Raw genomic sequence first — 14286 nt, 5'->3', positions numbered from 1 at the left:
GAAGCCCTTCAGCGAATCTGATGGTGGTCGAGCGAGCGGCGCGACCGAGGGACGAGGTCGCGACCCGCGTGTCGAGACCCAGTCGCTCTACGGAACAGTCCGCCCATCAATCCCGCGTGAGCCGCCGGTGGGTGACCCGGTGCGGCCGGGCCGCCTCGGCGCCCAGGCGCTCGATCTTGTTCTCCTCGTAGGCGGCGAAGTTGCCCTCGAACCAGAACCACTTGGCGGGGTCCTCGTCGTCGCCCTCCCACGCCAGGATGTGGGTGGCGACCCGGTCGAGGAACCACCGGTCGTGGGAGGTGACCACGGCGCAGCCGGGGAAGTCGAGCAGCGCGTCCTCGAGCGAGGACAGGGTCTCGACGTCGAGGTCGTTGGTGGGCTCGTCAAGGAGCAGCAGGTTGCCGCCCATCTTCAGGGTCAGGGCGAGGTTGAGACGGTTGCGCTCACCACCGGAGAGGACGCCGGCCTTCTTCTGCTGGTCCGGGCCCTTGAAGCCGAAGGAGGCGACGTAGGCGCGGGAGTTCATCTCGAAGTTGGCGACCTTGATGAAGTCCAGGCCGTCGGACACGACCTCCCAGACGTTCTTGTTCGGGTCGATGCCGCCGCGGCTCTGGTCGACGTAGGAGATCTTGACCGTCTGGCCCACGGTGAGCTCCCCCTGGTCGGGCTGCTCCTGGTCGGTGATCATCCGGAAGAGCGTGGTCTTGCCGACGCCGTTGGGGCCGATGACGCCGACGATGCCGGCGCGCGGCAGCGAGAACGTCAGGTCGTGCATGAGCGTGCGGCCCTCGAACCCCTTGGTCAGGCCCTTGGCCTCGAGCACGACGTCACCGAGTCGCGGACCGGCCGGGATGTTGATCTCCGAGGTGTCGATCTTGCGCATCCGGTCGGCCTCGGCCGCCATCTCCTCGTAGCGGGCGAGGCGGGACTTGGACTTGGCCTGGCGCGCCTTGGGGTTGGAGCGGACCCACTCCAGCTCCTTCTCCAGCATCTTGGCGCGCTTGGCGTCCTTCTGCCCCTCGATCTTGAGGCGCTCCTTCTTGGTCTCCAGGTAGGTGGAGTAGTTGCCCTCGTAGGGGTGGGTCTTGCCGCGGTCCAGCTCGAGGATCCACTCGGCGACGTTGTCGAGGAAGTACCGGTCGTGGGTGATGGCCAGCACGGCACCGGGGTACGTCGCCAAGTGGCCCTCCAGCCACTGGACCGACTCCGCGTCGAGGTGGTTGGTGGGCTCGTCGAGCAGCAGCAGGTCTGGCTGCTGGAGCAGCAGCTTGCACAGCGCGACGCGGCGGCGCTCACCACCGGAGAGGTTGTCGACGATCGCGTCCGGCGGGGGGCAGCGCAGGGCGTCCATCGCCTGGTCCAGGCGGCTGTCGAGGTCCCAGGCGTTGGCGTTGTCGAGGTCGGTCTGCAGGTCGCCCATCTCGGCCATGAGAGCGTCGAAGTCGGCGTCCGGCTCGGCCATCAGCTCGCCGATCTCGTTGAACCGGTCCATCTTGGCCTTGATCTCGCCGACGGCCTCCTGCACGTTCTGCAGGACCGTGGTGCCCTCGGTCAGCGGCGGCTCCTGCTGCAGCATCCCGACGGTGGCCTCGGGGTCGAGGATGGCGTCACCGTTGTTGGCGTGCTCCAGGCCGGCCATGATCTTCAGCAGCGTGGACTTGCCGGTGCCGTTGGGGCCGACGACGCCGATCTTGGCGCCGTGCAGGAACGACAGCGTGACGTTGTCGAGGACGACCTTGTCACCGTGGGCCTTGCGGACGTTGCGCAGGGTGAAGACATATTCCGCCATGGTCCCCGAGCCTACCCACGGGGTCGGGGTGTCTCCGACCCCGGGGAGGGCTACGACCTCGCCGTCAGGCGGCCCGGCTGTCGCCGGAGTCGGCGCCGGTCCCGGGAGCGGCGTCGGCGCCGACCGCCCCGGCCGGTCCCTGCTCCTCGGCCCGCGCGGTCTCGCTGCCCTGCGCGGCGCGCTGGGCCCGGGTGAACAGCGAGGTACCCCGGTTGAGGTCGTGACCCACCGACTGGGCGTCGATCTCGAAGGAGGTCACCTCCACCCCTGCCGCGTTGACCCAGGTGGAGGCGCGCAGCCGCCCCACCACCACGACCGGGTCGCTGCGGCGCAGCGAGTGGGCGCAGTGCTCCCCCAGCGCCCGCCAGGCGTTCACCGTGAACCACTGCGTCGTGTCGTCACTCCACTCCCCCGTCGCCGGGTGGTAGCGCCGCGGCGTGGCCGCCAGCCGGAAGCTCGCCACGGGGGCGTTGCCCGCCCGCCGCAGCGACACCGGCCCGCCGATCCAGCCCTGCACGGTCACCGTCGTCTCGTTCAGCACCCTGGTCCTCCATCCCCGGGCTCGCCCGGACGTCTCGCGGGAGGCGGTCGCCCCACCGCGGACCACGGTGCCGGGGTCTGGGCGTCTGCGGGGGCGTCGCGACGGGCGCTGGGGAGCCAGGCGCAGGACCCGGGGCTGTGGAAGGTCGGAGGGCCGTCAGGCCAGGGCGCGGTCGAGACCCGTGCGGACGGCGGTGTACGCCGTCAGCTCGGCCTGGACTGGGGCCACGACCAGCTCGGCGGAGACCTCCGAGACCGCGGCACGCAAGCGGCCGTCGGCCTCGGCGGCCCGGCTGCGTGCGGTGGCCGAGACCAGCCCGCGGCACAGCAGCGCGAGCAGGACGCCCAGCACCACCCCACCGCCGAGCAGGAGCAGCGGCAGCGCGACCCCGCCGGCGCGGGGCAGGTCGGAGAGCCCGCCGGAGGCGAAGGCGGCCACGCTCCAGGCGGCACCGCCGAGGGCGGCGAGGACCAGCAGCCACTGGAGCACCCGCACGGCCCCGGCCCACACCGGCAGCCGGGTGGCGTCGAGGTCGACCCCGCGCACGGCGGTGTCGATCCGGTCGCCGACCTCGTCGAGGCGGGCGGTCGAGGCGGTGCGCACGGACTCCGCGAACGGGGTCGCGAGTCCCTGCGAGACGTCGTCGGCGAGGGCCCGGACCTCGGAGTCGATCCGGGCGCGCTGCACCGCGGTGGCCTGCGGGAGGGCGGTGCCCGACCCGCGCAGGGTGCGGGCGTCCGCCCCCAGGTCGAGCTCGAGCTTCTTGAGCGGGTCGGGGCGCAGGCGGCTGGTCCAGGAGACGAGCGGCCAGCCGGTGGCGCGGCCGGCCCGCCAGCGGGCGGATCGCTCCACGGCCTCGACGATCGCGGGCACGCCGGCGGCCTCGGCCAGCGCGGAGTCCAGGGCGGCGACCCGGTCGGCGGACAGGGTCCGCGTGGGCGCCTCGCCGGCGGCGGCGCGCAGCTCGGCGGCGGCGGCGCGCACGTCGGCCTCGATCCGGCCCGCGGTCATCCGCTTGTCGGCGACCCGCCGCCCGATCTCCTCGCGCAGCACGTCCAGGCCCACGCCATGCCGCGCAGAGATGGGGATGACGGGGACGTCCGGGATGCCGTCGGCGGCCAGCAGGCGGCGTACGTCCTCGACCATCGCGTCGCGGCGGTCCTCGGGCACGGTGTCGATGTGGTTGAGCACCACGACCATGACCTCGGAGTGGCTGCGCAGCGGCGCGAGGTAGCGGTCGTGGATGGCGGCGTCGGCGTACTTCTGCGGGTCCAGGACCCACACGAACATGTCGGCCAGGGCCACGAGCCGGTCGACCTCGAGGTGGTGGGCGACCTCGGTGGAGTCGTGGTCGGGCAGGTCGAGCAGCACGACGCCCTCGAGCGCGTTGGACTCCCGACGGGTGTCGAGCATCGAGTCGCGGGTGGTCTGGTGCCGGGGCGGGATGCCGAGCCACTCCAGCAGCTCGGCCGCGCCTTCGGTGCCCCAGACGCAGGCGGTCGCCCACGACGTGGTCGGACGGCGTACGCCGACGGCCGAGAGCTCCAGGCCGGTGAGGGCGTTGAACGTGGACGACTTGCCCGAGCCGGTCGCGCCGGCGATGCCGACGACCGTGTGGTGGGCAGAGAGCCGCAACCGGCTGGCGCCGCGGTCGACGACCGTCGCCGCGCGGTCGACCAGCTCGTCGTCGAGACGGCCGCGGGCGGCCTCCGTCGCGGTCGCGAGGCCCTCGATGCGGGCACCGACGTCGGTGCCCCGGGTGACCAGCTTTCTGGCCCCCTCCAGCAGCGACGTCATCGCTTCCTCACCGTCTCGGACATGGTGCCGCCCACCCTAGGGGGTCGGCACGAGGCGCGTGACATCACCTCGACCACTCTCGGACCCACCTCGTCGCCCGGCTCAGTGTTCGCGCTGGGCGCTGGAGAACCGGACGTCGTCGACGCGGCGGGCAGCGGCTCGCAGCTGCTCGGGGACCTCCGGGGAGAGGCCGAGCCCGTCGACCAGCGCGGTCCAGCGCGCCTGCTCGGTGGCCATCAGCCCGGTGACCCGCTCCTCGAGCATCAGTCGGGCACGCTCGGCCATCCCGCGCACGGCCTGGTCGCCGAAGACCGCCTCGAGCAGCTTCTGGCCCAGGGCGGCCGAGCCGCCGGCGATGCCGGCCTCGGCGCCGGTGAGACCGGCGGTGTGGGAGAAGACCACGACCATGAGCGCCACGGAGAGCCCGTTGACGCCGAGCGCCAGGAAGCGGGCGGTGGTGCGCTTGCCCTCTCCCTCGGCGCGGACCATGTCGAGCACGTCGGTCTGCCACTCGCGCACGGCCCGCTCGGCGCGGCGCCGCAGGTCGCGCGAGGCGCGGCCGAGCTCGGGACCGCCGGCGGCGAGCAGGGCCGCCCCGCCGGCCTGCTGCTTCCAGGCGCGCTCGGCGGCCTCGGCCGCCTGCTCGGCGTGCTCGAGGACCAGCAGCTCCAGGCCCGACTCGACCGCCACGGTCACCCGCTCGGCCTGCTGGGGCTTGCCCTTCACGGCGCCGACGACCCGGTCGCGCAGCCAGCCGACCTTGGTCTCCAGGGAGCGCAGCAGCTCGCCGGTGCCGACGAACTCCTGCCAGCGCGCCAGGATCTCGCCACGCATCAGGGTGCCGTCGGCGGTGGCGACCAGGGCGCGGTCGAGGGCGTCGGAGTAGGCCTGGTCGCTGAGCCGGCGCAGGTGCTCGGCGGCGTCCACCTGGGCGGCCGCCGCGTCGGCGACCGGGTGGACGTGGTGGGTCAGGGAACGGATCGCGCCGTCCAGGGTCTGGCGCACCACGGCGCCGCGGGCCCCGGAGTCCTCGGCCAGCGAGTCCAGCCAGCCCCGGACCTCGGCCACGTGGGCCGGTGGGAGCAGACCCTCCTCGTCGACGCTGCCCTCGTGCACCACGAACAGCGGGGAGTCCTTGAGCCCGCGGGCCGCCAGCATCCGCGCCAGGTGCGCGGCGACGGTCTGCACGGCCTCGGGGGCGGTGCGGTCGAGCACGATCGCCACGGCCGTGGAACGGTCGGCCGCCTGCTTGAGGAAGGTCCAGGGCACCTGGTCGGCGTACCTCGCGGCCGAGGTGACGAAGAGCCACATGTCGCCCGCGGCGAGCAGCTGCGCGGCCAGGGCCCGGTTGCGCTCGTCGACGGAGTCGACGTCCGGGGCGTCCAGCACGGCCAGGCCCTGCGGCACCGACTCCGTGGCCACCAGCTGGAGGCAGTCGGGGTCGTCGGTGCTGTGGTCGACGCGGCGCAGGTCGGGCAGCAACCGGTCCTGGCCGAACCAGTGGCCGTCGTCGGGGTGGTGCACCAGCACGGGCGAGCGCGTGGTCGGCCGCAGGACCCCGGAGGCGGTGACGCGGTGGCCGACGAGGGAGTTGACCAGGGTCGACTTGCCGGCGCCGGTCGAACCGCCGACGACGGCCAGCAGCGGCGCGTCCACGGTCATGACCCGCGGGATGACGTAGTCCTCGAGCTGGTCGACCATCTCGCGGTGGGAGGCGCGGACCGCCTCGACGCCGGGCAGGTCCAGCGGCAGCGTGGTCGCCTGCAGGGCGCCGCGCAGGCGCACCAGGGCGGTGATCATCTGTGCGTCACCGGCACCGACGTCGGTCGCGGCCTCGTGCCGGGCATTCACTGGGCACTCACTGGGCGCTCATGCGGGTCGGGACCACCTGTCCGGGGAAAGCGATGGAGGGGCGTACGGCGCGGATGAGGACCACGTGGTCGTAGCCGCGCACGGCGAAGTCTGGCGGTGGGGTGCCGCGCAGGTAGCGATGATGCAGGAAACCCAGCTCGACCGCTGCCTGTTGGTAGACCCGCATCGCCTGCTCGCCCTCCGGGCCGCCGTGCCTGCGGGCGAACGCGCGGGCCGTGCGCCGGGCCCGCAGGTCCACGACCCAGGCGATGTCGGTGGCCGGGAGCAGGCCGCGGTGGGCGGCGTCGGCCAGCGCGGTGACCAGCATCCGCTGCTCGTAGCGGCGCGCCCACAGGGCCAGCGCCAGCATGCCGGCCAGGGCCGGGACCATGAGCACCACGTAGACGACCACGAAGCCGCCGAAGCCGATGAAGGCCGAGCCGTTCCAGAGCGCGTGGGTGAGCACCGCCAGGAGGTAGCCGCCCAGGGGCGCCAACCAGCGCACCGCGCCGGACCGGCTCCCCACCGCGATGCCGACCCCGACGCCGATGAAGGTCGTGAAGAGGGGGTGGGCGAAGGGGCTGACCAGGCAGCGCAGGACGAACGTCGTGGTGAGCGCCTCGGTGCCGCCCGGACCCATGCCGGCAGTGCCGTTGTAGGCGGCGGCGAGGTAGAGGATGTTCTCGACGAAGGCGAAGCCGATCCCGACCATGCCGGCGTAGACGATGCCGTCGAGGATGCCGTCCAGCTCCGCGCGGCGCAGCCACAGGAGGAGCACGAGGAAGGCGCCCTTGCTCGCCTCCTCGGTGACGGGCGCGACCACCGCGAAGCTCGCGGCCTCGGTGACGCCGACGAACAGGCCGCCGATCCCCTGCACCAGCAGGGCTCCCGCGGTCGCCACGAAGCCGCCCCAGAGCAGGCCGAGCGCCAGCAGCGAGCGGGGCTCGGGCTCGTACCGGTCCAGCCAGAGGTAGCAGCCCACGAGCGGCCCGACCGGCAGCGCGGCCAGCACGGTCGCCAGCAGGAGCGAGGACGGCGCACCCGACAGGGCGAGCACGAGGAGCATCGGCAGCGCACCGAGGGCGACGAGCACGGTCACCACCACGGTGAACGCGACACCCTCGCGGCGGGACCTGACCATGCGCACGAGCCTATCGGCCGGTGGCGCGCCGACCCTCGTGCGGCTCGCGACAGGTGCCGCGCGGGCTCCCGACGACCCGTCCGCGGGCCGGTCGCCCGCGTCGTACAGTGGCCGGCATGAGCGAGGAGAGCACTGCGGGAACCACCGAGCAGGACGGCCGGCCGCGCACCGAGTTGCACGACCCCGCGGTCCCGGAGGCGTACGCCGCCTTCATGCGCACCGGCTGGGGCGACCGCGAGCTCGACCTGCCGCGCCACCCCGTGGCCGACCACGCCGCCCGCCGCCGCGCCGCCCTCTCCGAGGCCTTCCCCGGCGAGCGACTGGTGCTGCCCGCCGGCACCTACAAGGTGCGCAGCAACGACACCGACTACCGCTTCCGCGCCGACACCGCGCACGCCTACTTCTGCGGCAACCTCACCTCCGACGCGGTGCTGGTCGTCGAGGACGGCGAGGGCGTGCTCTACGCCCGGCCGCGCTCCTCGCGCGACACCGACGAGTTCTTCCGCGACCGGCAGTACGGCGAGCTGTGGGCCGGTCGCCGGCCCTCGCTGAAGGAGATCTCCGACTCCCTCGGCCTCGAGGTGCGCCACGTCGACGAGCTGGCCGGCCGCCTCGACGGTGGCGCCAAGACCCGCGTGCACCGCGGTGTGTCGCCGGCGGTCGACGCTCTCGTGGCCGGCGACTCCGCCCGCGACGACGAGCTCGCCCGGGTGGCCTCCGAGCTGCGGCTGGTCAAGGACGACTGGGAGGTCGCCGAGCTGCAGGCCGCCTGCGACGCCACCACCCTGGGCTTCGAGGACTCCGTCGCCGACTGGGAGAACGTCCTGCGCCACGGCGAGCGGTGGCTGGAGGGCACCTTCTTCCGCCGCGCCCGCACGATGGGCAACGACATCGGCTACGACTCCATCGTCGGCGGCGGCCGGCACGCCACGACGCTGCACTGGATCGAGAACTCGGGTCCGATCACCCCCGGCGAGCTGGTGCTGCTCGACATGGGCGTGGAGGGTCACAACCTCTACACCGCCGACGTCACCCGCACCCTGCCGGTCGACGGCACCTTCACCCCGCTGCAGCGCGAGCTCTACGAGCTGGTGCTGGCCGCGCAGGAGGCCGGTATCGAGGCGGTCCGTCCGGGTGCTGAGTTCCAGGCCCCGCACCTGGCCGCGATGACGGTGCTCGCGCACGGCCTCGCCGACATGGGGCTGCTCCCGGTCAGCGCCGAGGAGTCCCTGGCGCCCGACAACAAGACCTACGCGCGCTGGACCCTGCACGGCACCAGCCACATGCTCGGCATGGACGTGCACGACTGCGGTCGCGCGGCCCCCGAGGCCTACGCCAAGGGCACGCTGGCCGAGGGCATGGTGCTCACCGTCGAGCCGGGCCTCTACTTCCAGGAGGACGACCTGCTCGTCCCGGAGGAGCTGCGCGGCATCGGCATCCGGATCGAGGACGACATCCTCGTCACGGCCGACGGCTGGCGGAACCTCTCCGCCGCGCTCCCCCGCGCCGCCGACGACGTGGAGAAGTGGATGGCGGCGCGCACGCGCTGAGCGTCGTACGACGGGGGGGCGGGTCAGGCCGTCGGCAGGTCGATCCAGAAAGCCGACCCGCGCCCGGGCACCGACTCGGCGCCGATCGAGCCCCCGTCGCGCTCGGCGACGGTCCGCGCGAGCGGCAGGCCGAGCCCCGTGCCGGGCACCTCGAGGTGGAAGCGGACGAAGGGCTCGAAGGCCTCGTGCAGCTGCTCGGGCTCCAGGCCCAGCCCGGTGTCCCTCACGACCAGGCGCACCCGCGCCTCACCGCCCTCGCCGACCATGGGCTCGGCGCCCACCTCGACGCTGCCGCCGGGGCGGTTGTGCACGACGGCGTTGCCCACGAGGGTGGCCAGCACCTGCCGCAGCCCGGCGGGACGGGCGAGGGCCGCCAGCCCGTCCGGCACCGTGCTGGTCAGCGTCACACCGGCGCGGGCGGCGGGGACCCGGTGCCAGTGCAGGACGTCGGCGACGGCGCCGGCCACGTCGACCGGGACGCGGTTGTCCTCGCTGCCGAGCACCCGGGCGGTGCCGAGGAGGTCCTCGACGACGGCCAGGAGGTGCTCGGCCACGGCCAGGACCTGACCGGCGTCGCGGGCCACCCCGGCGGGGAAGTCGCCCGGCGGCTGCTGCTCGGCCTCGTCGGCCAGCAGCTCGGCGTACCCGATGATCGTGGAGACCGGCGTGCGCAGCTCGTGGCTGACGGTCGCGACCAGCTGCTGCTGCCGGGCGTGGGCCCGCTCGCCCACGTCCACCGCGTCGAGCAGCAGCCGCTGGTCGTGCTGGTGCCCGAGCAGGGCCGACAGCGCTGCGACCACGAGCCGGTAGTCGGCCAGCAGCCCCTGGGGCCAGGTCCCGGGGGTGCTGCGGGCGAGGGAGAACGAGCCGTACATGGCCTCGCCGCGCTGGAGCGCGCACGTGACCAGTGCGGCGGTGCCGCACGCCTCGAGCTCCTCGCGGTCGCGGGCACCGGCGACGGGTAGCCGGTCACGGTCGGGGACGGCGACGATCTCGTCACGCGCCCACTGGGAGACGTAGGGCATCGTCAGCGCGCCCTCGGGGCCCTCCCCGCCGGGAGCGGACCGGCACGGCGAGCCGGGCACCAGCCACTCGCGCAGCCAGACCCGGTCGCCCAACCGGGCCCACCCCGTCTGGTCGTCGGGCGGGGTGAGCGTGAGCGCGAGCACCACCATCTCGACCTCGTCGGAGGCGAGGAAGTGCTGGGCGACGAGCTCGCAAGCGGCCGCGACCGGGTCGCGGAAGGACAGGATCCGCCGGGACAGGGCGGCCGCCGATGCGGAGACGGGTCCCTCGTCGAGCTGCTGGAGGCCCTCAGGCGGTGCGGCGGTCACGTCATTCCTCGAGTGGCGATGGGCCCGGGAGGCAGCGCAGGCGCGCCGGCGACGGGAAGATGCCCCTAGTCTGGTCGATCCGTGCCGGTGTCACGAGAGTGACACGCCGCCCGAGGGCCCACCGTGCGAGCGCCGTGAGCTGGGCCAGGCCCAGGCTCCGTCCCGGGCAGGCGTGCGGTCCGGCGCCGAACGGCAGCCACGCCCCCGGCCGCACGTCGGTGCCGCACCACCGCGCCGGGTCGAACTCCTCCGGGTGGCTGGTGCCGGGCGGGACGTGTGCGTCGTCGAGGCCCAGCAGCAGCGGGCTCACCAGGACGACCGCGTGCGCCGGGACCCGGCCCGCGCCCACCGTGACGTCGCGGGTGGTCATCCGGGCGCTGACCCAGGTCGGCGGCCGCAGGCGCAGCACCTCCCAGACGACCTCGGCGGCGAGGCCGTGGTCGCGGGCGAGTGCAGCCGCCTCGGGGTGCTCGGCGAGCAGGACCAGCAGCCAGGCGCCGGCGGCGATCGGGACCTGGACCCCGGCCGCCAGCTCCACCGCGGCCACCGGCGGCCTCTCCACGTGGAGGTCGGCGAGCGCCCCCTCGAGCCCCTGGCGGGCCCGACGTTCCGCGCGCCGCACGCGGCTCCAGCGCACGGGCGGTCGGCCGGCGGCGATCACCGGGCCGAGGGAGTCGACCCAGGCCAGGACCAGCTCGGCGACCCGGTCCCGGTCGTCGGTGGCGAGCGGCCCGAGGACCGCGTCGGTCGTGGAGCGTGCGACCGGTGCGCGCAGCACCGTCATCGCCTCGGCGTCGGCCCCGCCCTCCCAGGCGGCGCACGCGAGGGCGAGCTCGGACCCGAAGGTGGCCAGGCCGCGGGCGACCTGGTCGGGACGCAGGCGCGGCAGCACCGGCTGGGGGCCCGTGGTGGCACGGCGCGAGACGTCGACGGGGAAGACGAAGGAGTCGGTGTCGGTGAGGACCCGCCGGGTGTCGGCGTTGGTCGTCACAAGGTGCGGCCCGTGGGGGCCGAGGAGGACGGGACCGGGTCGCCCGCGCGCGGCGAGGACGGCACCGAGGCGCCCGAGCGCCCGGGTGTCGCCTACGGCATCACCTGCGGTGTCGACCAGCCTCAGGGGCCGGGGCGCCACGCGTAGACAGCAGTGAGCTGACGGGCGGCGCGACGTGCGCGGAGCTTCGCGATCATGTGTGTACTTCCTCCCCTGTGAGTGCCGGGGCCGCAGACGTCGGACCCGGCCCGGAGACCCTCCTGTACCCCGGTGACGGGACAGTATCCCGGTGGTCCAGACCGCCGCAGGCGATACGCCCGATCAGGACCCGAGGACCCCGGTGATGAGCTCCTCCAGCTGCTGGCGGCGCAGCGGCTTGGGCAGTACGTCGTGGATCCCCAGCTCCTGCAGCAGCGGCCGCTTGTCGCCGGCCCACGCGCTGACGACCACGATCCGCACTCCGTGGGCGTGCTCGGGGTGCTCCTGCACCCAGCGCACGACCTCCTCGCCGGTCATCCGCGGCATCGACAGGTCGAGCAGCATCAGGTCGTAGCGGTCCCGCTGCAGCGCCTCGACGGCCTCGACCCCGTCCGCGGCCTCGTCGGCCTGGTGGCCCTGGCGATGCACCATCCGGGTCATGACCTCACGGATGTCCTCGGTGTCGTCGACGACGAGGAACCTCAGACGTCGGTCCGAGGCACCCGAGGTGGGGGCTTCCTGGGTCACGGGCGGATCGTACCCACCCGGGACCGCACCCACCCCCGGCATTCCTCCCCGTGGCAGCAACCGGTCGTGCGGGGGTTAACCTGACGCCCGCCCAGCCTCCGTAGCTCAGCTGGATAGAGCGAGTCACTTCTAATGACTTGGTCGCAGGTTCGAGTCCTGCCGGGGGTGCTCCGGACCCACGAGGTCAGATCAGCAGGTGGTGCGAGAGATCCCCCACCAGGTCGACGTGCATCGTGCGGCTCTCGAACCACCACGCGTCCTCGATGCGGTGGAAGGTGTCGTGGTAGCGCCCGGCGATGATCGGTTGCAGGGCGAGCGCCTCGGTCGCCTGGAGGACGGTGAAGCGGCTGCGGCAGGTCGCGGTGCCGGACTCGTCGTCGACCTCGAGGATCAGGTTGGTCGTGACGTGGTGGGTACGCGGCGTGCCGGTCTCCTCGTGGACGCGGGTGGTGGCGGCGTACAGGCGGCGCACCGCGTCGCGCCCCTCGAAGACCGTGTCCGGTCCGCCGCCCTCGACCCCGTGGATGCGGCCGTGCGTGAACAGCTCCGCCACCCCGTCGAGGTCGCCGGCGTCGATGCGCTCGGCATAGGTGTGGACCAGGTTCTCGATGACGCGGGCGCTGTCGGCGCCGGGAGCGGCGGGCACGTCCGCAGGATAGGGGTCGCCGTGCACTCGCGTGCACACTCGTTCACCCCGTCGGATGGACCTGGGCCGAGGACCGGGACGTAGGTTCGGGCCACCCGTCGTCGGCGGGACTCGGGCGAAGGGACGACTCGTGCCCCAGCACTGGCAGCAGCACCCCTCGTGGGGACGGGGTCCGGCCCTCGACCTGCGGACGGGCGGGCAGGCGTGGGAGCGCCTCGTGGTCGTCTCGGCCCACCCCGACGACGAGAGCCTGGGCGTCGGCGGGCTGATCGCGCACGCCCACCGGGCCGGGATCGGCGTCTACCTCGTGCTCCTCACCGCCGGGGAGTCCTCGCACCCGCCCGCCGAGCACTGCTCCCGGCACTCGCTGGCCACCCGGCGCCTCGCCGAGATGGACGCAGCCGTCGACCTGCTCGCACCTGGCTCCCCCGTCGTCTTCCTCGGCGCGCCCGACGGCGGGGTGGCCGACGTCGAGGAGGAGGTCGTCGCCGCGCTCGGCGAGATCGTCGGCGAGGGCCACGGCACGCTCCTGGTCGCACCCTGGCGCGGCGACGGGCACCCCGACCACGACGCCGCCGGGCGGGCCGCCGCGCGGGTGGCCGCAGCCAGCGGGGCCCGGCTCGTGGAGTACCCGCTGCTGATGTGGCACCACCTGCAGCCCGACGAGGCACCGTGGGAGCAGATGGCCGTGCTGCGCCTGGACCAGGCCTCGCTGGAGATCAAGCTCGCCGCGATCCGGGCGCACGCCTCCCAGATCCGCGGCGCGGGCGGCGCACCGGCCCCGCTGGACGGGCACTTCCTCGGCCACTTCACGGTGCCGCTCGAGCACCTCGTGCTCTCCACCGAGCCGGCTCCTCCGCCTGCCCGTGGCCAGGACCCGGTCGAGGCGGGTCAGCCGGCGTAGGCGTCGATCTCGGCGAGCAGCCGACGGCGTACGTCGTCGGGGGCGAAGGAGGCGCGCACCGAGGTCCGGGCCAGCTCCTTGACGCCCTCCTCGTCGAGGGCGAGCAGGTCCGCGGCGATCTCGTACTCGCGGTTGAGCGTCGTGCCGAACATCGGCGGGTCGTCCGAGGCGATCGCCACCGTCACGCCGGCCTCGACGAAGCGCGGCAGCGGGTGCTCCTCGATCCGCGCCACCGCCCGGGTCGCGAGGTTGGAGGACGGACACACCTCCAGCGGTACGCCGGTCTCCGCGAGGTGCGCCAGGAGCGCGGGGTCCTGCGCGGCGCTGGTCCCGTGGCCGATGCGCTCGGCACCGAGCTCGTGCAGGGCGTCCCACACCGTGCCCGGTCCGGTCGTCTCCCCCGCGTGCGGCACCGAGCGCAGCCCGGCGGCCCGGGCGGCCTCGAAGTGCGGGCGGAACTGCGGCCGCGGCACCCCGATCTCGGGCCCACCGAGACCGAAGCCGACGAGCCCGTCGCTGCCGTGCCGCAGGGCGTACTCCAGCGTCGCGTCGGCAGCGGGAAGACCGGCCTCCCCGGGGATGTCGTAGACCCAGCGCAGCACCAGGCCGAAGTCGCGCTCGGCCGCGACCCGGGCGTCCTCGAGCGCCTCGGTGTAGGCCTCGATCGGCATCCCGACGCCGTCCTCGTGGGGCCGCACCGAGGTGTAGGGCGTGCACGTGAGCTCGGCGTAGCGCAGCGATTGACCGGTCGCCATCTCGCGGGCGACCTCGTAGGTCAGCACCCGCACGTCCTCGGGGGTGCGGACCAGGTCCACGACCGCGAGGTAGACCTCGATGAAGTGCGCGAAGTCGCGGAACTCGAAGAAGCGGGCCAGCTCCTCGGGGTCGGCGGGGACGGTGCCCGGGTGGCGGCGCGCGAGCTCGGAGACGATCCGCGGTGAGGCCGAGCCGACGTGGTGGACGTGCAGCTCGGCCTTGGGCAGAGCGGCGATGAAGGCGGGGTCGACGGCCACGGG

At 74.0% G+C, this 14286-nt stretch carries 13 protein-coding genes and 1 tRNA gene; 4 read left to right on the top strand and 10 right to left on the bottom strand.

Annotated elements, in window-relative coordinates; translation table 11 throughout:
- Positions 1–106 precede the first annotated feature (106 nt).
- From ettA to Q1V71_RS15555, 5 genes are all read right to left on the bottom strand, one after another.
- Positions 107–1789 (bottom strand): energy-dependent translational throttle protein EttA, encoded by a 1683-nt coding sequence (ettA, locus tag Q1V71_RS15575; protein WP_300644930.1) that lies wholly within the window; start codon positions 1787–1789, stop codon positions 107–109.
- Between the two features lie 64 nt (positions 1790–1853).
- Entirely contained in the window at positions 1854–2330 is a 477-nt protein-coding gene (locus Q1V71_RS15570) for a single-stranded DNA-binding protein (RefSeq protein ID WP_300644928.1), read from the bottom strand.
- Positions 2331–2486: 156 nt separating this feature from the next.
- Positions 2487–4127: a YfjP family GTPase gene (locus Q1V71_RS15565; protein WP_300644926.1), complete on the bottom strand. Its 1641-nt coding sequence runs from the start codon at positions 4125–4127 to the stop codon at positions 2487–2489.
- A 102-nt stretch (positions 4128–4229) separates the two neighbouring features.
- Entirely contained in the window at positions 4230–5978 is a 1749-nt protein-coding gene (locus Q1V71_RS15560; protein ID WP_300644925.1) for a dynamin family protein, read from the bottom strand.
- Positions 5979–5985: 7 nt separating this feature from the next.
- Complete coding sequence (locus tag Q1V71_RS15555; RefSeq protein WP_300644924.1) at positions 5986–7119, bottom strand: PrsW family intramembrane metalloprotease; 1134 nt, start codon at positions 7117–7119, stop codon at positions 5986–5988.
- Between the two features lie 116 nt (positions 7120–7235).
- Here Q1V71_RS15555 and Q1V71_RS15550 point away from each other — a divergent pair, with 116 nt between their 5' ends.
- Positions 7236–8669: an aminopeptidase P family protein gene (locus Q1V71_RS15550; protein WP_300644923.1), complete on the top strand. Its 1434-nt coding sequence runs from the start codon at positions 7236–7238 to the stop codon at positions 8667–8669.
- Between the two features lie 23 nt (positions 8670–8692).
- On the opposite strand, the gene Q1V71_RS15545 is transcribed toward Q1V71_RS15550, so the two are convergent.
- Together Q1V71_RS15545 and Q1V71_RS15540 are read right to left on the bottom strand one after the other, a co-directional pair.
- Positions 8693–10003, bottom strand: coding sequence for a HAMP domain-containing sensor histidine kinase (locus tag Q1V71_RS15545; RefSeq protein ID WP_300644922.1), 1311 nt, complete (start codon positions 10001–10003; stop codon positions 8693–8695).
- A gap of 1 nt (position 10004) precedes the next feature.
- On the bottom strand, positions 10005–10994 hold the full coding sequence (locus tag Q1V71_RS15540) for a cytochrome P450 (RefSeq protein WP_300644921.1): 990 nt from the start codon (positions 10992–10994) through the stop codon (positions 10005–10007).
- Between the two features lie 12 nt (positions 10995–11006).
- On the opposite strand from Q1V71_RS15540, the gene Q1V71_RS15535 reads away from it, so the two are divergent.
- Positions 11007–11141, top strand: coding sequence for a hypothetical protein (locus Q1V71_RS15535; protein ID WP_300644920.1), 135 nt, complete (start codon positions 11007–11009; stop codon positions 11139–11141).
- A gap of 174 nt (positions 11142–11315) precedes the next feature.
- Here Q1V71_RS15535 and Q1V71_RS15530 read toward each other — a convergent pair whose 3' ends face one another.
- Complete coding sequence (locus tag Q1V71_RS15530) at positions 11316–11720, bottom strand: response regulator (protein ID WP_300644918.1); 405 nt, start codon at positions 11718–11720, stop codon at positions 11316–11318.
- A 94-nt stretch (positions 11721–11814) separates the two neighbouring features.
- On the opposite strand from Q1V71_RS15530, the gene Q1V71_RS15525 reads away from it, so the two are divergent.
- Positions 11815–11888: transfer RNA gene (locus Q1V71_RS15525), tRNA-Arg, on the top strand.
- Positions 11889–11904: 16 nt separating this feature from the next.
- Here Q1V71_RS15525 and Q1V71_RS15520 read toward each other — a convergent pair.
- Positions 11905–12366, bottom strand: a complete 462-nt coding sequence (locus Q1V71_RS15520) for a nuclear transport factor 2 family protein (protein ID WP_300644916.1) — start codon at positions 12364–12366, stop codon at positions 11905–11907.
- A gap of 130 nt (positions 12367–12496) precedes the next feature.
- On the opposite strand from Q1V71_RS15520, the gene Q1V71_RS15515 reads away from it, so the two are divergent.
- A complete protein-coding gene (locus Q1V71_RS15515; RefSeq protein WP_300644915.1) occupies positions 12497–13270 on the top strand; it encodes a PIG-L deacetylase family protein in 774 nt (257 codons plus the stop codon).
- Here Q1V71_RS15515 and Q1V71_RS15510 read toward each other — a convergent pair.
- Positions 13258–14283 carry an adenosine deaminase gene (locus Q1V71_RS15510; RefSeq protein ID WP_300644914.1) on the bottom strand — a complete coding sequence of 342 codons (1026 nt, stop codon included), beginning with the start codon at positions 14281–14283 and terminating at the stop codon, positions 13258–13260. The two genes, Q1V71_RS15515 and Q1V71_RS15510, sit on opposite strands and share 13 nt — an antisense overlap.
- Positions 14284–14286: the final 3 nt, after the last annotated feature.

Source organism: Nocardioides sp. (assembly GCF_030149505.1).
Classification (GTDB): domain Bacteria; phylum Actinomycetota; class Actinomycetes; order Propionibacteriales; family Nocardioidaceae; genus Nocardioides.
This window is presented reverse-complemented; position numbering and strand designations above follow the sequence as displayed.